General features: G+C 66.5%; 20 protein-coding genes and 3 pseudogenes. 10 read left to right on the top strand and 13 right to left on the bottom strand.

Features of this window, described 5'->3' with window-relative positions:
- Positions 1 to 52: 52 nt before the first annotated feature.
- Positions 53 to 1,003, top strand: coding sequence for a LysR family transcriptional regulator (locus ACIPWY_RS31720; protein ID WP_393705131.1), 951 nt, complete (start codon positions 53 to 55; stop codon positions 1,001 to 1,003).
- Between the two features lie 1,273 nt (positions 1,004 to 2,276).
- Here ACIPWY_RS31720 and ACIPWY_RS31725 read toward each other — a convergent pair.
- Both ACIPWY_RS31725 and ACIPWY_RS31730 read right to left on the bottom strand, forming a co-directional pair.
- Positions 2,277 to 2,483: a substrate-binding domain-containing protein gene (locus tag ACIPWY_RS31725; RefSeq protein ID WP_393705279.1), complete on the bottom strand. Its 207-nt coding sequence runs from the start codon at positions 2,481 to 2,483 to the stop codon at positions 2,277 to 2,279.
- Positions 2,390 to 3,394 (bottom strand): GntR family transcriptional regulator, encoded by a 1,005-nt coding sequence (locus ACIPWY_RS31730; RefSeq protein WP_401536087.1) that lies wholly within the window; start codon positions 3,392 to 3,394, stop codon positions 2,390 to 2,392. The genes ACIPWY_RS31725 and ACIPWY_RS31730 overlap by 94 nt, the downstream gene beginning before the upstream one ends.
- Positions 3,395 to 3,549: 155 nt before the next feature.
- Between ACIPWY_RS31730 and ACIPWY_RS31735 the strand changes: the two genes are divergently transcribed.
- Positions 3,550 to 4,227, top strand: a complete 678-nt coding sequence (locus ACIPWY_RS31735) for an alpha/beta hydrolase (protein WP_393705129.1) — start codon at positions 3,550 to 3,552, stop codon at positions 4,225 to 4,227.
- A gap of 5 nt (positions 4,228 to 4,232) precedes the next feature.
- Here ACIPWY_RS31735 and ACIPWY_RS31740 read toward each other — a convergent pair whose 3' ends face one another.
- Entirely contained in the window at positions 4,233 to 4,511 is a 279-nt protein-coding gene (locus ACIPWY_RS31740) for a hypothetical protein (protein WP_393705127.1), read from the bottom strand.
- Between the two features lie 234 nt (positions 4,512 to 4,745).
- On the opposite strand from ACIPWY_RS31740, the gene ACIPWY_RS31745 reads away from it, so the two are divergent.
- Positions 4,746 to 5,783, top strand: a complete 1,038-nt coding sequence (locus ACIPWY_RS31745; RefSeq protein WP_401536091.1) for an NAD(P)/FAD-dependent oxidoreductase — start codon at positions 4,746 to 4,748, stop codon at positions 5,781 to 5,783.
- 647 nt (positions 5,784 to 6,430) lie between these two features.
- Here ACIPWY_RS31745 and ACIPWY_RS31750 read toward each other — a convergent pair.
- From ACIPWY_RS31750 to ACIPWY_RS31765, 4 genes are all read right to left on the bottom strand, one after another.
- Positions 6,431 to 6,808, bottom strand: a complete 378-nt coding sequence (locus ACIPWY_RS31750; protein ID WP_393705954.1) for a hypothetical protein — start codon at positions 6,806 to 6,808, stop codon at positions 6,431 to 6,433.
- Between the two features lie 73 nt (positions 6,809 to 6,881).
- Entirely contained in the window at positions 6,882 to 7,115 is a 234-nt protein-coding gene (locus ACIPWY_RS31755) for a haloacid dehalogenase-like hydrolase (RefSeq protein ID WP_401536093.1), read from the bottom strand.
- Between the two features lie 215 nt (positions 7,116 to 7,330).
- Positions 7,331 to 8,755: a cytosine permease gene (locus ACIPWY_RS31760; protein WP_362909065.1), complete on the bottom strand. Its 1,425-nt coding sequence runs from the start codon at positions 8,753 to 8,755 to the stop codon at positions 7,331 to 7,333.
- A gap of 1 nt (position 8,756) precedes the next feature.
- Entirely contained in the window at positions 8,757 to 9,917 is a 1,161-nt protein-coding gene (locus ACIPWY_RS31765; protein WP_393705956.1) for a serine hydrolase domain-containing protein, read from the bottom strand.
- An 83-nt stretch (positions 9,918 to 10,000) separates the two neighbouring features.
- On the opposite strand from ACIPWY_RS31765, the gene ACIPWY_RS31770 reads away from it, so the two are divergent.
- On the top strand, positions 10,001 to 10,897 hold the full coding sequence (locus ACIPWY_RS31770; protein WP_393705957.1) for a LysR family transcriptional regulator: 897 nt from the start codon (positions 10,001 to 10,003) through the stop codon (positions 10,895 to 10,897).
- Between the two features lie 504 nt (positions 10,898 to 11,401).
- Here ACIPWY_RS31770 and ACIPWY_RS31775 read toward each other — a convergent pair.
- The 3 genes from ACIPWY_RS31775 to ACIPWY_RS31785 all read right to left on the bottom strand — a co-directional run bounded on the left by ACIPWY_RS31775 (position 11,402) and on the right by ACIPWY_RS31785 (position 12,566).
- The gene (locus ACIPWY_RS31775; protein WP_362909071.1) at positions 11,402 to 11,617 is read right to left on the bottom strand and encodes a hypothetical protein; all 216 of its coding nucleotides are present in this window, start codon (positions 11,615 to 11,617) and stop codon (positions 11,402 to 11,404) included.
- On the bottom strand, positions 11,614 to 11,844 hold the full coding sequence (locus ACIPWY_RS31780) for a hypothetical protein (protein WP_362909073.1): 231 nt from the start codon (positions 11,842 to 11,844) through the stop codon (positions 11,614 to 11,616). The genes ACIPWY_RS31775 and ACIPWY_RS31780 overlap by 4 nt, the downstream gene beginning before the upstream one ends.
- A gap of 125 nt (positions 11,845 to 11,969) precedes the next feature.
- Positions 11,970 to 12,566 (bottom strand): TetR/AcrR family transcriptional regulator, encoded by a 597-nt coding sequence (locus ACIPWY_RS31785; RefSeq protein WP_362909074.1) that lies wholly within the window; start codon positions 12,564 to 12,566, stop codon positions 11,970 to 11,972.
- Between the two features lie 218 nt (positions 12,567 to 12,784).
- Here ACIPWY_RS31785 and ACIPWY_RS31790 point away from each other — a divergent pair, with 218 nt between their 5' ends.
- Entirely contained in the window at positions 12,785 to 13,420 is a 636-nt protein-coding gene (locus ACIPWY_RS31790; protein WP_393705958.1) for an ATP-binding protein, read from the top strand.
- Between the two features lie 26 nt (positions 13,421 to 13,446).
- Here the strand turns inward: ACIPWY_RS31790 and ACIPWY_RS31795 are convergent, their stop codons facing one another.
- A complete protein-coding gene (locus ACIPWY_RS31795) occupies positions 13,447 to 13,998 on the bottom strand; it encodes an FAD-dependent oxidoreductase (protein ID WP_393705959.1) in 552 nt (183 codons plus the stop codon).
- A gap of 1,260 nt (positions 13,999 to 15,258) precedes the next feature.
- Between ACIPWY_RS31795 and ACIPWY_RS31800 the strand changes: the two genes are divergently transcribed.
- The 3 genes and pseudogenes from ACIPWY_RS31800 to ACIPWY_RS31810 form a co-directional block, all read left to right on the top strand.
- Complete coding sequence (locus ACIPWY_RS31800; protein ID WP_393705960.1) at positions 15,259 to 16,455, top strand: serine hydrolase domain-containing protein; 1,197 nt, start codon at positions 15,259 to 15,261, stop codon at positions 16,453 to 16,455.
- A 461-nt stretch (positions 16,456 to 16,916) separates the two neighbouring features.
- The gene (locus ACIPWY_RS31805) at positions 16,917 to 17,123 is read left to right on the top strand and encodes a hypothetical protein (RefSeq protein ID WP_393705991.1); all 207 of its coding nucleotides are present in this window, start codon (positions 16,917 to 16,919) and stop codon (positions 17,121 to 17,123) included.
- Positions 17,092 to 17,259: pseudogene (locus ACIPWY_RS31810) on the top strand (IS5/IS1182 family transposase); the annotation flags it as partial. The gene ACIPWY_RS31805 and the pseudogene ACIPWY_RS31810, both read left to right, overlap by 32 nt.
- A gap of 10 nt (positions 17,260 to 17,269) precedes the next feature.
- On the opposite strand, the gene ACIPWY_RS31815 reads toward ACIPWY_RS31810, so the two are convergent.
- Positions 17,270 to 18,778 carry a DUF4246 domain-containing protein gene (locus ACIPWY_RS31815; protein WP_393705961.1) on the bottom strand — a complete coding sequence of 503 codons (1,509 nt, stop codon included), beginning with the start codon at positions 18,776 to 18,778 and terminating at the stop codon, positions 17,270 to 17,272.
- A 409-nt stretch (positions 18,779 to 19,187) separates the two neighbouring features.
- Between ACIPWY_RS31815 and ACIPWY_RS31820 the strand changes: the two are divergent.
- Positions 19,188 to 19,751, top strand: a pseudogene (locus ACIPWY_RS31820) (transposase); the annotation flags it as partial.
- On the opposite strand, the gene ACIPWY_RS31825 reads toward ACIPWY_RS31820, so the two are convergent.
- The gene (locus ACIPWY_RS31825; RefSeq protein WP_393705987.1) at positions 19,638 to 19,982 is read right to left on the bottom strand and encodes an Imm53 family immunity protein; all 345 of its coding nucleotides are present in this window, start codon (positions 19,980 to 19,982) and stop codon (positions 19,638 to 19,640) included. The pseudogene ACIPWY_RS31820 and the gene ACIPWY_RS31825 sit on opposite strands and share 114 nt — an antisense overlap.
- On the opposite strand from ACIPWY_RS31825, the pseudogene ACIPWY_RS31830 reads away from it, so the two are divergent.
- Positions 19,973 to 20,152, top strand: a pseudogene (locus ACIPWY_RS31830) (YrhB domain-containing protein); the annotation flags it as partial. The gene ACIPWY_RS31825 and the pseudogene ACIPWY_RS31830 sit on opposite strands and share 10 nt — an antisense overlap.
- Positions 20,153 to 20,170 lie beyond the last annotated feature (18 nt).

The following is a 20,170-nucleotide window of genomic DNA, read 5'->3' on the forward strand; positions in this document are numbered from 1 at the left end:
ACAACAGCTCAGCAAAGCCGACAACTTTTGGTTGTCACCTATGGTGGGAGCCATGGATCTCGACGTGGCGCAGGTGCGTGCCTTCGTGCGCACCGCCGAGGAACTGCACTTCGGGCGGGCGGCCGGGACGCTCGGCATCTCCCAGCAGGCCCTGTCCAAGAGGATCGCGCGGCTGGAATCTCTGCTCGGCACCGAGCTGTTCCAGCGCGGCGGCAACGGCGTACGCCTCACCGAAGCCGGACAGCGCTTCCTCCCACCAGCCCGGCAGACCGTGGCCGCCGCCGACACCGCAGTCGCGGCGGCAATCGACAAGGTACGCCCGCTGCACGTAGACGTCTGGGGACACCTCTACGCGCCGATGCGGACGCTGGCCCAAGTCGCCGGACGAGCCGGGGAACTGGCGCTGGGGCACGGGCGCGATCTGCCGTCGGTGACAACGGCACTGCTGAACGGCGACATCGACGCGGCCTTCGGCCGCGTCCACCCCCTGCTGCCGGCCGGCCTTGCACACCGCTTCGTCCGCCTCGAACCGGTGGACGCCGTACTGAGTGCGGACCATCCGCTCGCAGCCGAACCGGCTCTGCGGCCCGACCAATTGCGCGACAGCACGCTGTGGGCACCCGGCGCGCTGGACCGGCTCGACTTCCTCCACCGGTTCGCCGACCGATTCGACATCCAGAACACGGCCACGAGCGTCAACCTGGGGCTCGCCCACTTCCTCGCCGAGGTGACGGCGGCCCCGCGACGCTTCTCGCTGATGCCTGCCGATGTGCCACTGCCGCAGGTCCCCGGGTTGCGCTCCCTCCCCCTGGTCGATCCCACGCCGCTATACGCCTGGTCACTGCTGTGGCGCACCGGAAACGGCCACCCAGGGCTGAACGGCCTCGCCGCCGCCTGCGCTGAGGAAGCAGGGCGAAGCCGATGGCTGGAGTACGACCCGACCCGCGACTGGCTGCCCGAACCACCCACGAACCATCCCCGGCGCGGGAGTAAGCAGCATTGAGCAGTAACTGCCCCAAATTTGCCCTCCCCACCGTGTGCAGAACCGGGCCCGATCCGGGCAAGGCTGCCACGGCCGGTGAACATCGGCGCCGAGTTGGGCGGGCACCTTCGTAGGGGAACGGGCTCATCGTGATCAAGTGAGCCAGTTTCGTCGGCACTGCCGGACACCTTTCGCCGGTGTCCCTCTCCACGCCGGGGCACCCCCATCCGATCTGCCCCTCCCTCAGAGACAACTCACGGGCTGAACAGAGGAACTCGACAGGGAACATCACAGTGTGCCGGGTCGTCCCCGCGAGGACCTCCACCACGACACCGCCCCCGGTCGTCACGTAAGCCTCACCCGCCGACGTGCGCGCCCTGCGCCCCGGCCCACCTTCGAGAACATGTCGGGCCACCTCGGCAGCGACCGGAGCCGTCAACGCCTGGGGACCAGCCCGATCAGCCACTCCCGCCGTAACTGCCGCGGTGTGGAGGGGTGCGCTTGTGTGTGTAGTAGTTCTGCCGGGCGACGCCGAGGATCCGGCAGCATCGGTCGACCGGTGCACCGGCATGGACGAGACGGTCGATCACCGGGTAGAGAATTTCGGGGCCGGCTTGTCCGCGCCGAGGAACTTGGCGGCCTTGCGGACGATCTCAAGCTCGGTTCCCAACTCGCGGATCCGCCGCCGCGCTGCACGCAGCTCTGCAGACTCCTCCGAGACCCTGCCGGGCCGGAGACCGTTGTCGACGCCGTCCTGACGCAACCACTTCGACAACGTGACCGGATGGATGCCGAGGTCAACGGCCGTCTGCTTCTGTTCTTTTCCTGCCGCACCAGCACGACGGCACGGGCGCGGAACTCAGCGGGGCAGGCGCGGAGCATGTCCGGCAGCCTTTCGTGAAGGCCGTCAGTTAGCCACCAAAACTAGAACCTGAGGGGTGGGGCAGGCCAACGTGTCACCCAAACCTGTAGCAGACCCAACAACGCTCCAGGGCATTACATCTAGCGCGCTACTTGGTCAACTGAGGCCAGAGTTCTGCTGGAGTATCAGCGCCTTGTTCTGGGTGGTACGGCCCTGTCCGAGCAAGGTGGCGGCGGATGGGTCCGAGCCGAGCACGGCAGCAGTCAACATGTCGGTCACGGTGGCGCGCGGGGCGCGGACACGCGGCCGTTTCCTGATATGGCCACGCACCCACGCAGACAGCGAAGACACCGGGCAAAAGCGGAAAGCGACACGTGCACGATGAGTTTCTGTCGGCATGTGCGGAACGCTTCCGGAGTCCGGCGGACGGAATCAAGAAGGATTGGCGGCCCGCGCCCCGCAGGACTCTCGGACGGTCAGCCGGGGCCGCAGCCAAACCTGGCGCAGCTCGGCGCCCGGTTCGTCTAGGCGACGTAGCAGGGTTTCTAGGGCCACCCCGCCGAGCCGGAACTTCTCCGGCGCGACCGAAGTGAGCGGCACCTGCTCGGTGGCGACGTGCCGGTCCTCGCAAGAGACCAGGGCGAGGTCGCCGGGGATGCACACCCAGGCCCGGCGGGCGGCGCCAGTAGGGCGGATCCCTCCATATCGCCGAAACAGACCAGCCCGGTCGCGCCGCTGCCGAGGACACTGTCCAGGGCGGCGTCCGCGAGCAGGGGCTGGGCGGCGAGGACGTCCTCGAAATTGGCGCGCCCAGTGATAGACGGCCAGTCGAACCGGGCAGCGACGCTCAGCCCGAGTGTGGCGGCGCCTTGTATGAAACCTGTCGAAATGCCGTGGCTGGGTGCAGAGTCTGTCCGGCAGGCGAGCGCCACATCGCGGTGGCCCAGTGCGGCAAGGTGAGCGAGGGCGAGGTAGGCGCCGCCGGCGTGGTCGGTGGAGACGTGTTCGCTGGGGTCGTCGATTCCAGAGGGGGTTCGTTCCAGTAGGACGTACGGCAACGGGAGCTTCCGCAACAGGCGTGTGTGTGCGGGGGTAGCGGCGTCGGCGGGGCCCGGGTGCGTGATGAGGAGTCCCTCCGCCCCTGCCAGGTGATCAGCAAGGTGGGTGAGCCGATCCCAGCCGCGGTCGGCGTAGCCGGTGGTGTACAGGTCGATCGTGGTTCGGGTGTGGACGGCGGCCGCCTCGATTCCTGCGATCACGGGCGGGAAGTAGCGGTCGCGTTCGGGCAGCACGACCGCGATCCGCCGCCGCGCGCCGGGTGGGCGGGGTGCCGGCCGCGCAAACGTTCCCACACCCTGGCGCCGCTCAACACTCCCCTCGGCAGCCAGTACCTCCAAGGCGCGCCGCACGGTGTTGACAGATAGGCCGTGCGGCGCGGCCAGCTCGACCTCGGTCGGCGGTTTGCTGCCGGGCGGCCAGGTTCCTCCCCGAATCCCGCGTCTCAATTCTGTCGCTAGATGCAGGTACTTGATTGGTGCGCCGGTTGCCATGGGGGCATTCTGGACGGTGCGTGATCATCGGGACAGAGGGCGAGTTCCCTGAAGATTAGGCCATGTTGGGAAAGTGGATCAAGGCTGTGGATGACCACCGGGTACCGCCAGGAACTAGGATCACTGCCTTGATGTCGACCTGAGGGGCGGGCGAAGTGGCCGCTGTACTGCTGGTTCACGGCCTGTATCACCGCCCCGAGCACTTCGCTGCGGTGGCCGAAGGCTTGCGAGCCACAGGAACCAGCGCGGTCGTTCCCGAGTTGCACCGGGGATCATTGACCGCTGACACCGCCGTGGTTCAGGCGGTCGTCGACGGGCTGCAAGAACCTCCGATTGTGCTCGGTCATTCCTACGGCGGGTCAGTGATCACCGGGTTGCGAGGAGCGGGACACCTGGTCTATCTGGCGGCCTTCGTGCCGGATGCCGGCGAGAGCGCCGCCAGTCTGGGTGGGGCGTCCCGGCAGCTCCAGGAAGCGATCTGCCCCGGGCCCGACGGATCGACGAGTCTGCACCCCGACGGGGCTGCCGACGTTCTCTATGGCGACAGCCCCGAACCCCTCGCAGCCCGGGCGGTTGGCCTGCTGCGTGCGCAGGCTCCTGGCTGCGGGCGAGGCATCCCGGAGCAACAGGGTTGGAAGCAGACTCCCTCCACCTACGTCGTCTGCGCTCAGGACCGAGCGATCGACCCGGGCCTGCAGCGGACGTTGGCCACGCGCTGCACCTACGTGCACGAGTGGCAGACGGGGCACTCTCCGTTCGTCGGGCAGCCCCATCTCATAGTGGAACTCGTGCAGGAACTGCTCGCTTCCTCGATGTCTCCGCAGGGGAGCTGAACGGATCACAGCCACTCGTTGATCGCTGTGATGGTGACCGTAGCCTCGTAGCGGACGGCCAGCTTCTCGTACCTGGTCGCCACCGTCCGGTTCCGTTGCAGTCTGCTGATCCCGCACTCCACCGCGTGGCGCTTCTTGTAGTCCTCCTCCGAGGCGACCGGAGCCGTCAACGCCTGCGACGGCACGAGGCTTCCGTCCGGCAGCTGCACCGCCACCCGGTGTGGCCGGGACGCCGGGCCCACGTACCCGACGACGTCCGCGTCGACCGTGTCCGAGTGCCGCACCTTCTTCCTTCTCTGCACTTCATCAAACGAGTGGTGGGTGCTAGAAGATCCAGGTGGGGTGGCTCAACGTGACATGGAGGACCGTCCGTCGGGCCCTGGGTGGGCCGTGGCCGGAGCCGGCTGAACAAGACGAGTCGCAGCAAATCCCGTTGCACTATCCCGGCAGCGGCCTGACTGTGCTTCAACGGCTGCAGCCACAGCCTGAACGGTCGTTGGCCTGTCGAGAGGGACCTCATGTCTGCCGTTGTTGTTGTCGGTGCGGGAATCGTCGGCTCCTCAGTGGCCTACCACCTGGCACGTCGGGGCGTCCCGGTCACTCTGATCGAGCAAGGAAGGGCACCGGCCACCGGGGTCACCGGAGACTCCTTCGCGTGGATCCGCAGCTCGGGAGGCCACTGGCCCGGTGGAGCACAAGACCTCCGCGAGTACGTCCGGGCGGACTACCGACGCCTGGAAGACGAACTGCCCCACATCGACGTCCGCCGGACCGGCTCGCTGTCCTGGTCCGACACACCGGCGCAGGACTCACGGGCGGGGCCAGGCCAGTTCCGCATCGGGCGAAGTGACATCGCAGCCCTGGAGCCCAACCTCCGACACCCACCCGACCAGGCCATCCACACCCCGAGCGACGTAGGCGTCGACCCAACGGCACTGGCCCACGCACTCGCGGCAGCCGCCGGCGACCACGGGGCAACCGTGCTCCACAACACCGCGGTCACCTCCTTGCAGGTGACCAACGGACGCGTCGAGGGAGTGCTGACCTCGAACGGACTCCACACCGCCGCAACCGTCGTGCTCACAGCCGGAACAGGCGTCCCCGAGCTCTGCGAGCCGCTATCGGCCGACCTGGCCATTGCCGCCTCCCCGGCCACCCTCGCGCGGGTCACAGCACCGCCTGGATTGGTCAAGACCATTGTGGCCAGCCCAGATTTCGAGGTCCGAGAGGTACGGGACGGCGACCTCTTGCTAGTCGTGCCGCACGTTGAAGGCACAACAGCGTTGGAGCAGTCAGCGCAAGACGCGCTCCAGCGCCTGAAGACGACCTTCCAAGGAAGCGACCAGTGCCGCCTGCTGGGCTACCGCACCGGCCAACGCCCCATGCCTGCGCACGGACCCGTCATTGGATACGTGACACACGATCGATCCGTCTACGTCGCCGTCATGCACTCCGCCATCACCTTGGCGCCCACCGCCGGACGACTCATCGCAGACGAACTCGTGACCGGCAGGTCAGCCCCCGAGCTAAGACGTTGTCGCCCGCACGCCCACTGACAGCACTTCTCAACGAAATTGATCAAGAAGGTCGGAGTTCAGTGGCTCCAGTCAGTGGGGCCAGTCCTCGGCCCGGAAGCGCACGAACCTGTCCCGCTCGGACATATGATTCGCTGCTGTGGCCTGTACGTTTGCTGATCCTGGCGAAGCGGGCTCGACTGCTCTGGGGCGATCTGCGGATGTCGCTGGCGGTTGTCACCGCGCTGGTCCGGAATCTGATCACGGTGCCTGCTGCGGTGCTGTGCAGCAGCGTGGCCAAGGACGCGGAAGTGCTGGCACTGCGGCATGACGGAGACGGTCCGTCCTGGGGGCTTGATCAACGAGTACCTGTTGGGTTCCAGAACAGGGTCACCTGCGCTGAGCTGCGTGTCTATGCCGCCCGCTCGTATTCGTTGATGAGGCCGACGAGGCGTTGTCGGCGCTTGATCCGTTTGTGGCTAGGACTGGCGATGGGGTGGTCGGGCCGTGGCGGATGCAGTTGTTGTCCATGGTGGGGTCGGCGTCCGTTGTAGTGCTTGGCGTACTCGTCCAGGACAGCCGTAGATGCCGCTGGCTGAAGATGAGTATCCGATCGGTAACCTCCGAGCGGACGGTGAGCACGAACCTCTCCGCGTACGCATTCGCCCGTGGACTACGTGGAGGGATCTTCACCACGGCGATGCCCGCGTCCGCCAGGACAGCGTCGAACGACGCACTGAACTGACCTGCCCGATCCCGCACGAGAAACGTGAACTTGGATGCCCGGTCGCCGAGGTCGGCCATGAGATTCCGGGCCTGTTGCGTGGTCCACGGCCGTCCGGATGGCTGGTCACGCCGATGTGCACGTAGCGGCTGCCGACTTCCATCGCGAAGAACACACACAGCCGCCGCAGGGTGACCGCGCAGTCGACGTGGAAGAAGTCGACGGCGAGCATGGTCGAGGCCTGGGAGCGCAGGAACTGCCGCCACGTGGTGTCGGTCTGCCGCTGGGGTGCCGGGGGTATCTGCTGGCGCCTCAGGACACTGCGGATAGTGGAAGTGCCCACGTGGTGGCCGAGCTTGAGCAGCTCGCCCTGGGGCGGGTCGGAGGTCTGCGTCCTCGCCGTACGCGCCAGCGTCTCAGTCGATGTGTGTGTCGAGGCCGAAGGCGTTCAGCTTGAGTTGTGCGACTGCGCGGACGTTGCCAGTCACTACGGTCTGTCGTACATGCGCAGCGCTGAGGGCGTCAAGGGCCGCGGCCGCGCCGGGCAGCGCGGAGCCGCGCTCCCTCAACACCCCGGAATGCTGACTGTGTTGCTTGGCGAGAGCCTGCGCGAAACGCTCGAAGTCCCTGCGGTTCGTCGTGCTCGGCACTACGCACTGCCGAGACCTGACCAGCTTCGCATCGCCGGCCCGATCGGACGGTGACGACGATCCGGAGCATCCTGCCAAGGTCACACCGTCACGACCAGCAGCAGCCCCCATTCCCGCACGCAGCACGCGACGGCCCCCATCGACGCCCATCGGGATCCCTTCGCCTGACCTCGCCGGCGAGCAGCCCCGTCGCGGCTTGCGCAGACCTTGGACGCTCAGTCGACCGAAAGCGGCGCGTCCGAGCCGGGTGCCGATGCCCGCGCGCCGACGGGTTGCGAGACCTTTCGAGTACGCCGCGTATTGGCCAGGTACAGCACCGTCGCCACCAGCAGGCCGACGATCCAGGAGATGTCAGCGCCGCCCAGGTAGTCGACCAGCGGCCCGGTGTAGAGGCTGCTGCTGATGAAGGGGATCTGCGCCGCAATGGCGACCAGATAGACAACGACGGCCGGCCAGTTCACCAAGCCGTACGCGCCCCGAGGCCGGAAGAGCTCGCCGACGTCGTAGTGGCCGCGCCGTACGACGTAGTAGTCGGTGAGGTTGATGGCGGTCCACGGCACCAGCAGATACAGCAGGAACAACGTGATGTGCTCAACAGTGCTCAGGATGTGGCCGCTTGCCATCAGAGTGGCTGCGATCGTGAGCGCGGCGCTCACCACGATGAAGACGGCGCGCACCAGCGGCGTCGCTGAGCCGTGGCCCTTGGCCGAGAAGGCGCTGATCGCGGTGAGGTACATACCGTAGTAGCCGTACACGCCGGCAGGGACGATGCCGATGACGATGGCGAGCAGGATGGCTGAGCTCAACGCCGGGATCTGCTGGCTGAGCATGCCGATGGCATCGTTGCCCACCGCCTCGGCACTGATCGTGGCGGCGAACGCGCCGAGGATCATCACCCACGAGGAGCCGAGTGCTGAGCCGGCGTAGGTCCACAGGAACGTGGTCCGCGACGGGGTGTCCTCGGGGAGGTAGCGCGAGTAGTCCGAGACGTACGGCGCCCAGGTCAGCTGCCACGAGACGAAGATCGATATGACGAGCAGGACGGTGCCGAACGACGGAGTCGGGCCGCTCGGCAGGTGTTCCGGCAGGTGACCGGCCAACGCGATGGTGAGGGCGAGGAACAGCAGAGCCGAGACCACGCTGACCACCCGGGTCGACAGGTGGATGACCTTGTACCCGACGATCGCGATGACCGCTGGGACCGCGCCCTGGATGATCACCGACCAGGTGAACGAGATGTGGGCCCAGTTCGCGAAGGCCTGCCCCGTGATGACGCCACCCTCGATGCCGAATCCCATGTACATGCACAGCACGATCACGACCGGCAGCAGCGTGCCGAGGAATCCGAACTGCGCACGGCTCTGGATCATCTGCGGCACGCCCAGACGGGGACCCTGGATCGAGTGGTAGGCCATGAACACGGCACCGACGAGGTTGCCGATCAGGATCGTGGCGACGGCCCAGGGAAGGTCGAGTCCGAGGGTGACCGCCAGGACGCCGGTGACGAACCCGGTGATCTGCACGTTGCTGGAGAACCAGACCGTGAACAGGTGCCACGGCTTGCCGTGGCGCTCCTCGGGCGGGACGTAGTCGATCGAGTGCTGCTCGATCGACTCGCCGCGTGATCGGTTGCGGTCCATCTCACGCCTCCTGCTGGGTCAGGGCGGCCGCGCGGGCGATGGCGCCCAGCGCGTCCAGGTGAGCGGGTGTGTCGGCGACCGGCTGGTCGGTGGCGGAGAACTTCGCGATGACGACGTCGCTCTGCGGGTCGAGCCAGAGGTACTGGCCGAAGATGCCGACACCGTAGAAGGACCCGTGGTCGTCGCCTGGGATCCACCACTGGTTCTTGTAGGTGCCACCCGCAGCCGAGTCGGACTCAGCGGTGGTCGCGAAGTGCCCCCCGCGGCGCGTCCGCGCGATCCAGTCAGCCGGCACCACGGGTGTGCCCTCGCGCCACCCGTCGTCGAGAATCAGGCGCCCGAATCGCGCGAGATCGCGCAGTCGCATCCCCATCCCGGCACACGCATAGGGCGTTCCGTGGTCGTCGACCGTGACGAAGGCGTCGTCCTCGGCGCCGATCCACGACCAGAGATGTCGCCGCATCAGCTCGCCGTAGCCCGCGCCGCCGACGCGTTCGAGCACCCACGCGAGGACGTCGGTGGTCCCCGAGCAGTACTGGAAGTCGGCGCCGTGCCGGCCGGCGCCGCGCAACTGGGCCAGGAACGGCCGGGTGCCGACCACGTCCTCGGGCCGGCGCGGCCGCCATCCGGCAGCCCGGTCGCCCGCGTGAACCTCTGCTGTGGGCTCCAGGTACGACATGTCGTAGTGCGGCGCCGCGGTCATGTCGAGCAGCTGCCCCACGGTGGCACCGGCGTACGAACCCGCCGCCAGCTCCGGGACGTACGTCGGGACGGTCGCCTCGAGGTCGAGGAGGTCGGCGGCGGCCAGCACCCCGGCCAGCATGCCGGCGAACGACTTCGAGATGGACATCACGATGTGGTGAGACGCGGAGGTGAACTCACCGAAGTAGCGCTCCGCGAGGATCGTGTCGCCGCGCAGCACGAGGATGCCGTCGGTGTGCGTGCCAGCGAGGAACTCCTCTGCGCTGATCGGCCCCCCTCGGGGGCCCGGAACGGTCAGAAGGTCCCAGTCCAAGGGCTCACTCGCGGGCACCAGCATGCGTACCGGTGCCTCACCGCGAGCGATGGCCGTGCAGGGGACCACGTCCTCGACCCGGTGCAGACCGAGTCGGTGGTGAGGTGGGGTGAGCCAGTTGCCGGACGAGATGTCTGAGGAGGCCATGGAGGAGATGGTGATCCCGGTCACCTACTGCTGTCCAAGACCTAACTACTACCCATCATGATGCTGTTTCGGCATGATGAGGCATGGAGCTACGACACCTGCGGTGCTTCTTGACTGTCGCGCAACTCGGTACCGTCACGGCCGCCGCCGACCAACTGCACATCGCTCAGCCCGCGGTGTCCCGCCAGATCCAGCGCCTGGAGCGCGACCTCGGCGTCACGCTCTTCCGCCGCAAGGGCCATCGGCTGTCCCTCACGGACGCGGGCCGCCACACGCTCGACGTGGCGCGCGACCTGCTCACCCGGGCCGACCGGCTGACGACGGTCGCGGGACAGCTGGCCGACGGACAACTGACCCGGATCTCCTGCGTGGCCGCCCCCACCACACTGGACTACGTCCTCGCTCCGTTCGTCGCCACCCTCGACGACGACGACCCGTTCATCGCCGTCGTCTCGGTCCTCGGCGACGAGGTGCACGAGGCGGTCGCCGCCGGACACGACTTCGGCATCGCCGCGAACGTGCCCCCCGCGGGCGGCCTTGCCTGGCAACACCTCACCCGCGTGCCGCTCCACGCCTACGTCAACCCGGGCCACCCCTGGGCCCGCGACACCAGCGTCACGCTGGACGAGCTGATGGAGCAGCCTCTCCTCCTTCCGGGCCGAACGGACCCGACACGCACCGTTCTCGACGCAGCTGTCATCGCGGCCCGACTCCGGTATCAACGCCACACAGAGGTCCCGTGGGAACAGATGCGCCACGCCCTGGCTGCAGGGCGGCGTGGCGTCGCGATCGGGACCGAGTTGCCGCGGTTCGGAACTCGTCCCGTCCTCGTCCTCGACACCGATGGCGCTCCCGTCCAGCTCCCCATCCACGCATGCTGGAGCCCCGACCACTACGCGGCCGCCGCGCTCGAGCAGTTGGCCACGCGACTCGGCACCTTTGCCGAGCAGGTCGTCCGCCCCGAGGCCGAAGCGATCTGAGGCGCAGGGCCGGGTGCGCGGCCAGGGCTGAGGCAAGCACGGTCAGCGCCTGGCCGCCGACCCGACTCACCTCAATCAGCAGGTGCCTTCAAAACTCATGACGATCCGCGAAGCCCCCGACCGGACGATGCCGTCAAAACTCGTTAACAAACGCTGTCGCGAGAAGTGATCGAAGCCAAAGCGGAAAGCTAGGGGAAAGGGAGGCTGGTCAGTCCGCAGATTCGCACGCAGGACCGCTACGTCGGGTGCAGCGGAATGCTGACAGGCTCTGGCGGAGGCGCATCCAGAACAGGGCGTCCTGATCGGGGTCTTGTGGGTTCTGCAGCGGTGAAACGTCCTCGCCTCGCCACTTGGCCTCAAGATGCTTGCGCCGACCCTGGGGCGGCGGCCACGGCACTCCCCAATCGGCGAGTTGCTTCCTCGTCCAGCCGCCATCGGGTCTGCGCGGCGGTGACTTCATCAGGTGAGGGCACGTAGGTGGACCTGACGGATGCCTGCCCAGGATCAGTGCCCGCAGTACGGGCATCGCCCGCTGCGGCGGCCGCGGGTCTCCACCTCAATTCCCTGCTCGCGCAGCTTCCGCAACTGGTAAGCGATCGACGACGAGGAGGAGACCCCGACCGCCGCGGCGAGGTCGCGGACGGAGGGAGCTTCTCCGTACTGGGTGATCCACTCCCGGGCACTGCGGATGATGCGTATCTGGCGGTCGGTGAGCGTCACGGCCGCACCTGGATGCGGGCGAGCTCCTTGAGGGCCATGCGGGCCGCAGGCGTGCCGGCGGGCGTCTGCCAGTACGGGTGCCCGGCGATGATCCTGGACAGCTCCTGCAGGCGTCGGCGGTAAGCAGCGGTGCCGTTGGCGGGTGAGGCGCTGGCGAGCTGCCAGTACGCGTCGTACCAGGCCGTCTGGGCCTCCACGAGGTCGCGAGGGAAGGTATTGGGGTCCATGCCTTCGAGTAGATCGCATGTTCGAATTCGAAGGCAAAGAGACAGAGTGCATTGCGCGTCTCGGATTGCGCCTGCGCCGATGGCCCTATGCCACGGCGAGAAGGCCAGTCGGCTGCCGGCCTTCTCTAGGTGTTGTGCCAGCCGGGTTCGAGGCGGTCGAGAAGGGTGGAGAAGGCTGCGTCAGCTCGGTCCCAGTCGCCGTCGGTCAGCGGTGCAATGAGCAGGCCGAAGGTCGCGTCGACCAGGAGGTCGGCCTCCGTTCGGGCTCGGGCCTCCGTCATGCCCAGGCCGCGGAAGACGGAGCTGAACAGGCCCGTCCACTCAGTGAGCACGTCGCGCATGACGGGCCCGTACCGGTCGGGATGGAGCACGCTGACGGTCATGATCTCGAGGTAGAGGGGGAGCCAGGCGCGCATGTCCGGGGCGTTGAGTTCCCGCCAGGTTTGCTCCACGAAGCGGCGGAGCCGCGCAGGGTTCTCGGGGGAGGTGGTGGGGCTGAGCAGATTCCGGGCGCGCAGGAGCGGTCGCCTCTCGTCGAGGGCGAGTGCCTCGGCGACCATGCGTTCCTTGGTTCCGAAGTAATACAAGAGCATGCGGTCGCTGGTGCCCAGGGCCCGGGCCAGCGGGCGAAGGGAAAGGTCGGCCAGGCCGTTGCGGATCACGTAGTCACGGACCTGGTTCAGCAGGGCGCGTCGTCTGGCCGGGTCGGGCGGGCGTGGCATGAAGGCTCCCAGCTGCAGCTGCGCGAGACGAATCAATCCCGAATGCCTGATTCGTAAGTTTTCGCCAGGTATTTACTGTAGCACCTGCTACGTGTATATTCGTAAGCGTAGCGAGTGCTACGTGACGCAGGATCTGGTGCATGCCCGGCCCGGTCATCGACGGCCCTGCGCCTGCCTGGCGGCCATGGTGGCCAGGGCTTCAGAAGGGACTGATCCGTATGGCCTCCCAGGCCATCGCCCCCTCCACGACCTCTCACCGGGGATGCTTTGCCCGGTTTTACCGCCGCCGACTTGAGGAGTCGGGGCGGAAGGGCGCCGCGGATTCGGCACAGGGGAAGGGTTCGTCTCCGCAGGGCGCAGGCGCATCGTGGGTCGCCCGTAACCTGGCTCTCTGGTCGCGCACCCTGGAGCCTCTGCGGCCGCTTGACAGGCCCCGCGCCCGCGCAACCGCCTGGGACGCCTCATGGCCTGTACCGCGGGAACTGACCTCGGTCCGCCAGGCCCGGCACCAGGTGACCGCCCAACTGGGCGACTGGAATCTGGAGGACCTCGCAGACACCGCCGAGCTCTTGGTCAGCGAACTGGTCACCAACGCCCTGCGTCACACGCGAGGCCCTCTGCGGCTCAACCTGCAGGTGCGCGACTCCCGGCTGCGGTGCGAGGTCGAGGACACTGACCCCGGCGGCCCCGTACGCCGCGTCGTCGACATCGACGCAGAAGGCGGACGCGGCACGGAACTCCTCGACCTGCTCGCGGACGCCTGGGGCAGCACCCGTACGGCCACCGGCAAGACCACGTGGTGCGAAATGCTGACGCAGACGCCTCCACCAGAGAGCTCGTCTGCCTCCGACTGAGCTGGTCTCGGCTGCTTTTGCCGGCGTCAGCCGGTCAGGTGGCTGTCGATGTCGCGGGCGGCGCGGTAGCCGCTCTCGATGGCCCCGTCGATGAAGGACCGCCAGGCGGCCGTGGAGTCGGCGCCCGCGAAGAAGAGCCGGCCTTCGGTGGTGCGCAGGTCGGGCAGCACCTGTGCGAGCTGTCCGGGGCGGTAGATGCACCAGGTGCCCAGGGCGAGGGGGTCGCTGGCCCAGTCCCATCCGACGACGGATTCGACCTCGACGCCGGGCAGCAGCGGCTGCAGTGCCTCCTGCATGCCGGCGGTGTCGTCGAAGGCGCTCATGTGCAGGCGTTCGGGGTTGGCGGAGAACACGATCAGCCAGGTCCCCTGTGGATCGCGGGCGTAGGTCACCGCCCAGTTGACCGCCTGGGCCTCGGGGGCGAGCACGCTGAAATTGCCGGTGTCGCCCTTCACCTTCTCGAAGGACTTCCTGCCGGCGCCCGCGTGCCGGTCCTGCGATGCGGTCCGCTTGGTCTCGGGCAGGGGCGGGTCGAACTCCACGCTGTTCAGCATGTTCCCGGCCTCGGCGAGGGCCACAGGGACGGGGTACTCGCCTGGCCAGCCTGTGACGACCGCGCCGCTGTCCGCCGACCCGCTGCTGCAGCGGCCTCGGTTCGACGCGTGCGTCGCAGTCGAGCTGGTGATCGAGGTTCGGCATCGGATCACGAGCCCGCACGTGTTTCTCAGCTTCGGGGCACCGGCTAGAACCTTTACTGCCGACACCCGTCTGCTCGCTGAAGCAGCGGCGCGCCGTTTGGCAGCCGCCGCTTGAGGTCTCAGCGGGCCATATCCGCGCGTGCGGGTGTCGGGCCGCCTGCCTGCCCATCACCACCAGGACAAGCCGAAACGGACCGCCGGAGGAACCGACACACCGTCACGAAAGGTCGCGGCTAATGCCGATGCAATGAACTGGACGACCTTGTTACCCACCGTCAGTGGAGCGGCAATCGCCCTGGGTTCCGCACTGGTCGTTGACCACCAGAAGCGCCGTCGGGAACGGACTGTCGAGTGGAGAACGACGCGCAGGTCGTTGTACGGCACCTACTTGGCGGCCATCGCTACGGCTCGCGATGAGCTGATCGCTCTCTTGCTTGACCGAGATGGTCTGCTCCCTGAGCGTTCTCGTGCGGCCCGCGCCGCGGTCAGTGCTTGCTACGGCCCGAGATATGAACTGGAGATCCTCGCGCCAAGATCTGTTGTCGTCCCTGCGGTGACCCTATTCGGATGCATACGGGCACTACGCAACGCCGTCGCAGACGGGATAGTGATCGGCACCCCCGAAGGCGACCGGATCGCGATGGAGTATGACCACGCACTCAACGCCGCGCGTGACGCCATGCGACGGGACATGGAACGGGACACTGGCCTTTGAGGCTCTGTTCTACTCTCACGGGAAGACCGCTTGTCTTCTGCACGACCTTGCGTTGCGGCGGGAGAGCGGCGATGCGCTGCCGCTCCTTCTTCGGCGGCGGCGTGTGCGCCCCGCGAGGGCGGGTCAGGGCCCCGCGCGTGCAGCGCGGGGACGGGCGCGATCACGGCTCGACATCGAGCTGTAGGCCGCCCTGACCCAACACCTGGCCCCGGCATTTTGTGACTGAGTGCTTCATTTGGCGAGTGAGCCCATGAGTTGGCGGCTGGGAGAATACTTCGTCTGGCTGGTGAGTTTCACGTTCGCCTTGACCAGTCCGCACCGGCGTCGGTCTGGCTGTCACCAGGAAGTGGTCTGGGGAGAACCCGACTATGAGACCTCTGGCTGGCCGGATGGTTCGCCCGGTGTGCCGTTCCTAGCGTTGGGCTATGTCGATCACGCGGAGTCGGATCAGTCGTCGGACAGCGATCGTCCTCGCTGTTGCCCTTCTGGCGGTACTCGTCCCAGCGGAGGCCGGAGCGGCGGCCTCTACCCCCTTGTCCCAACTGCAGCGGGATGCCGACGCGTTGCGTGACGACGGAGTAACAGGCGTATCGGTCAGGCTGGAGACACCTCGGGGAGTGCGGACCGCTCGCAGTGGGGTCGGCGATCTCAGCACCACAGAGCCGATGCCTCAGAACGGGTATGTGAGGATCGGCAGTACTACGAAGACGTTCGTCGCGACCGTTCTGCTGCAGTTGGTAGGTGAAGGCCGACTGTTGCTGGACGACACGGTTGACCAGTGGCTGCCGGGCGTGGTGCGAGGCCACGGGAATGACGGGCGCCGGGTCACCCTGCGTCAACTGCTTCAGCACACCAGCGGGCTGCCCGACTACATCGGTGACGTGGTCCCAGATCTCAGCGCGGCCGGGTATCGCAAGAATCGCTGGACCACCTACACCTCCGAGCAGCGGGTTGCCTTCGCGATGCAGCACCCGCCGTCCTTTATGCCTGGCAGCGACTGGGAGTACTCGAACACCAACTACGTCCTCATCGGGATGGTGATCAAGGCCGCCACAGGCCATTCCTGGGAGCACGAGGTTCGAGCCAGGATTCTGCGTCCGTTACGGCTCACGCACACTGTCGTACCCGGCAACTGGCCGATCCTGCCAGATCCCCATGCCCGTGATTACCAGCAGTTCGAGCCGGGCGGAGTCATGGCTGACACCACGATCGCGTATCTGCCCTTCGACGGCGACGCCGACGGAGCCATGATCAGTACGACAGCGGACACCAACAAGTTCTTCAGAGCGCTGGTGCGAGGTGAGATTCTGGCCTCTGCCCAGCTGGCTGAGATGCAGCGCACGGTCGAGGTGCCTGCCGACCACGGTGCTTTGCCGGGCACGCGCGACGGGCTCGGACTGGACTGGACGCCATTGTCCTGTGGCGGCGGGTACTGGGGGCACAGTGGCGATGGATTCGGCTACTTGGTATGGCCTGCCACGATTTCGGACGGGCGGAGCGCCGTCACTGTCTCCTTGCATAGCCGACCTGGCGATGAGGGAACTGCCGGGCGGCAGATCGGGGACGTCACAGCTCTCGTGGACCATGCGCTGTGCTCTTCTCGCGGCGGCGGAACCCCGTGAGAGCCGATGGTGGCCCGTCCGGGCAGCGCGTAAGGCGGCACAAGAATTGTCCAGCTGGCTGGTGTGGGACCACACCAGCCCTGCCGCCTATTTCCGTCAAGACGGCGGGCGCGCGAGCCTACAGGTGGAATTCGCGGACGTGGAATGACTCGATATCTCGTTTTAACAGTGCGCAATTCGAGACTGCTGTAAAACCGGAGTTGAGCCGAAGCGCGATAGCTATCACCAAGGCAGACTCTTGTCACCAGGACTTCCAGACAGGGCACGCGAGGCTGGAAGCTGTGCCCGAACCCGTGATCTGTAACCTTCTGTAGCAGTGGACCGGTCGGTAGAGCGCTGTCCCGTTAGTGCGGCTCCCCGGCAGTCACTTGAGACTCATCAGGTGCTTGCTTCCGCAACCCACTTGGATGATCCAGCGTCCAACTCCATGACGGACGGCTGCCGATCACCCGGGAGAGCACGTGACGAAGAAGGATCAGAGGATGGACGCGGCGGGGGAGGAGGACCGTGAAAAGTGGATGGCGCGTTTCCAGGTGCGGCTGGCCATGCAGCCGGGCGTGGACCGGGCAGTCGTGCTCCAGGCGGTCAAGGATGTCGCGGCCCACTGCGCGGATACGGGAGAGCACCCACCGCTAACAGCCCAAGCGCTACCAGGACTTCAACCGTGATCGCGCATGGCTGCGGGCTCCTGGAGAACGTGCCTTCGCGTAGCTGAAATCCTGGCGACTGCCCCGGCGGGCCAGATGCCCCACCCGCCGCATCGGCATCATCGTCCACACCCTCCTGACCTACTTGTATTCAGGATGGAAGAGGTTCAGTGCTCGCAGAGGGAGAATTCTCGTTCGTAGAGCTGCTCGTTGTGTTCGTCGACGAAGAACTTGCGTTCCTGCATGAGTTGTTCACGGTAGTTCTTAGCCTGTTCAAGCGTCATGGTCGAGGTGTCGGACCATGGTTGTTGCGGTGGCATATCGGATGTCGAGACGATCTTTTCCGACGGGTCGACCAGGAAGAACGCGAGAATTTTGCGATATCCCGGGCGGGCGGGGTCTGTGAGGCGGAATGAGCCGACGCGATGTTGCAGGATATTCGGGAACGCCAGGCAGCGGCCCGCTGGGGTCGACGTTGATCCCAGCATCTGGTTCAGTTCGTCTTCGTTCTCCAGGCCGTAGACCTCACGCAGGCCGTTGTCGTCGTTCTGTTCGTAGTTTGGGTCGTCGAGTGCCGCCCGGAAACTCAGCTGGCTTTCGGTGATGTTTTCGCTGTCCCAGTAGTAGATTCCGGTCGAGACGATCCGCTCGTTCATCATCCCCTCGACATGCCAGGAACCGCCGGGGTATTCGGGCTTGTCCGGGGTGAGATGAATGGTGGCGAGCTTGACGATGACCTGGAGACGGCGGCCGCGCAGGTCGACTCGGGCGGATTCATCGGGCAACTCGGGCGGGGTGAAGGCCGGGGCGTCCGGGATGGCCGGGCGGCGGTTTTCCCACCAGTCGTCCTGGGCCTCTTCCCATGTACGGAGGGCTTCTGCGTAGGCCTCATCATCACTGTAGGAGGATTTGGGCGGATACTCCGGCTCCGAGTCGTACCACCCATAAGGATCGGCCTCGATCCGCAGGGGCCGCGGATGGCGCAAATCGGTGAGCACATTCTCCAGCAGCGGGCGCAAGCGCGCGAACAAGTCTGGCAGGACGGAGGCTAGTTCGCGATGATTCTTGGGGTGGACGTTGTTGACGTACGAACGGAAGGCGACATCGCCGTCGTCACTGACATCGACGTCCGTGGGTAGCCACTGGAATTTCTCCGAGAATTCGTACCTCGAGTAGCGGTCTGTCGGGTTCTGCCAAGCCCTCTCGGGCGCACCGCCCACCTCTCTCACCAGGCAGAACAGTGAGGGATGAACCAGATCCCGTACCTGGCCGTTGGATCCGGGATGCCAGTCCTGTTCTGCTTCGGGGACCTGCTCCAGAACCCGAACCGCTTTGCGCAGCCGGGATCTGAGCTTGTCGTCGACCAGTGTGTCCGACTGCCACACCCCATCGACGGCGGACACCTCGACGCCGGTTCGTCCGTCTCGTAGCGCGGCGTAATGCAGGAGTTCGGCAAGCACGTAACGAACCTGCGCTTCGGTGAGGCCCTGAGCGACCGCTTCTTGCGTCCACCTGGCGACGATGTCGGCATCGTTCATCTTGTCGAACCACCCTGGCTTCGCCCGAATGAGTGAGCTGCACTGCATCATCTGAAGTTCCCGCAGCGTTCGGGGCGGCGCGAACGATATGGAACGGGAAGCATGAAAGGGCAGCGGGAAAGCAGACAGGCCAGTCAATTCTCTTGGTCCTCCCCAGTCGGTGTGCGGTGGCGGGAAGGATACTTCAGCAGACTGACACCGCAGCCGTGGTCCTGTCATCGCTGTTCCGGGAGCAGGGGCTTCGACGTAGTCGCATGATGTCCGGTTCGCGCTCATTCGAGGCCGAGGAGTGAGAGGGGGGTGCAGGCGTTGCGGCGCAGGCCGGCCGTGACGTCTTCACTCCAGCTGTGCGAAGGGCCCGATGGCGAGGGTTGGAACTTGAGCGGGTCTGGCTGTAGTCGACCTGCCACACCGTCACAGATATTGAGAGGAGGGTGAGTCGGGTCCTGGACGCAGGAAGCCCGCACCATGGGTGATCATGACTGTTCTCTACGCAGCTAGTGCTGTGACCGCATAGGTTCGCCGGGGCGGCGGTTGTAGCGGTTGGATGTGCGCTGACGTCCGATCCGACCGCTGGAGGCGCGATGGCCCCGAGCCCGTCAGGGTGCGCAGAACTGACCTCCCAGGAGGGGCAGAAGCTGCAGCAGAGCGTGCGCCGGGGCAGCACCAGTTCGGTGCGTTACCGGCGCGCGATGATGCTGCTGGCCTCGGCCGGCGGGAACTGGGTGCCGGTGATCGCCCAGCTGGTCCAGGCCGACGAGGACACCGTCCGGGACGTGATCCACCGCTTCAACGAGATCGGCCTGGCCTGCCTGGACCCTCAGTGGGCTTGAGGTCGTCCCCGCCAACTCAGCGATGACGACGAGGACTTCGTCATCGCGACGGTTACCACCCGCCCGGTCAAGCTCGGTCAGCCATCACCCGCTGGTCGCTGCGCAAGCTGGTCGCCTACCTGCGCAGAGTGCACGGCCGGGTGATCCGCATCGGCCGCGAGGCATTACGGTCCCCGCTCGCCCGCCGCGGCGTCACCTTCCAGCGCACCAAGACCTGGAAGGAGTCCCCGGACCCCGACCGTGAGGCGAAGCTGGACCGTATCGAGCACGTTATGGACCTCCAACGCCCGCCACCGCGACGTCCTGGCGGTCGCCCAGGAGCGGAACAAGGCGAGGGCTTCGGCGAGATTGCCGGGGCCGCATCTGGCGTGAAAGGTCTTCTCGGAAGTCCATGCCCAGACCCAGTCGTGAGCGCTGCGGTTGACGTCCTGGCGGGGGTATTCGTGTTGCTCAACTGGACTACGAGAACCAGAAGTGGGCGGCTCTGGGCGTGGACCCGGTGCGCACAACGGCGCTGCATGTAGAGGAACACGAGCTGGTCTGGAAGGTCTACTGGCAGTCCGAGGAATGCGTGCGCACCCGGAATCCCGCCGCCATGTTGATCGGCCATGGCCCCTACCTGGTCGACCGAATCGACGGAGGGCTGTACCGAATTGGAGCCGTCTCCGAGGTAGAAGGAGCCTGGGAGGCTGACTAC

The organism is Streptomyces sp. NPDC090032 (assembly GCF_044748025.1).
In the GTDB taxonomy this organism is placed as follows: domain Bacteria; phylum Actinomycetota; class Actinomycetes; order Streptomycetales; family Streptomycetaceae; genus Streptomyces.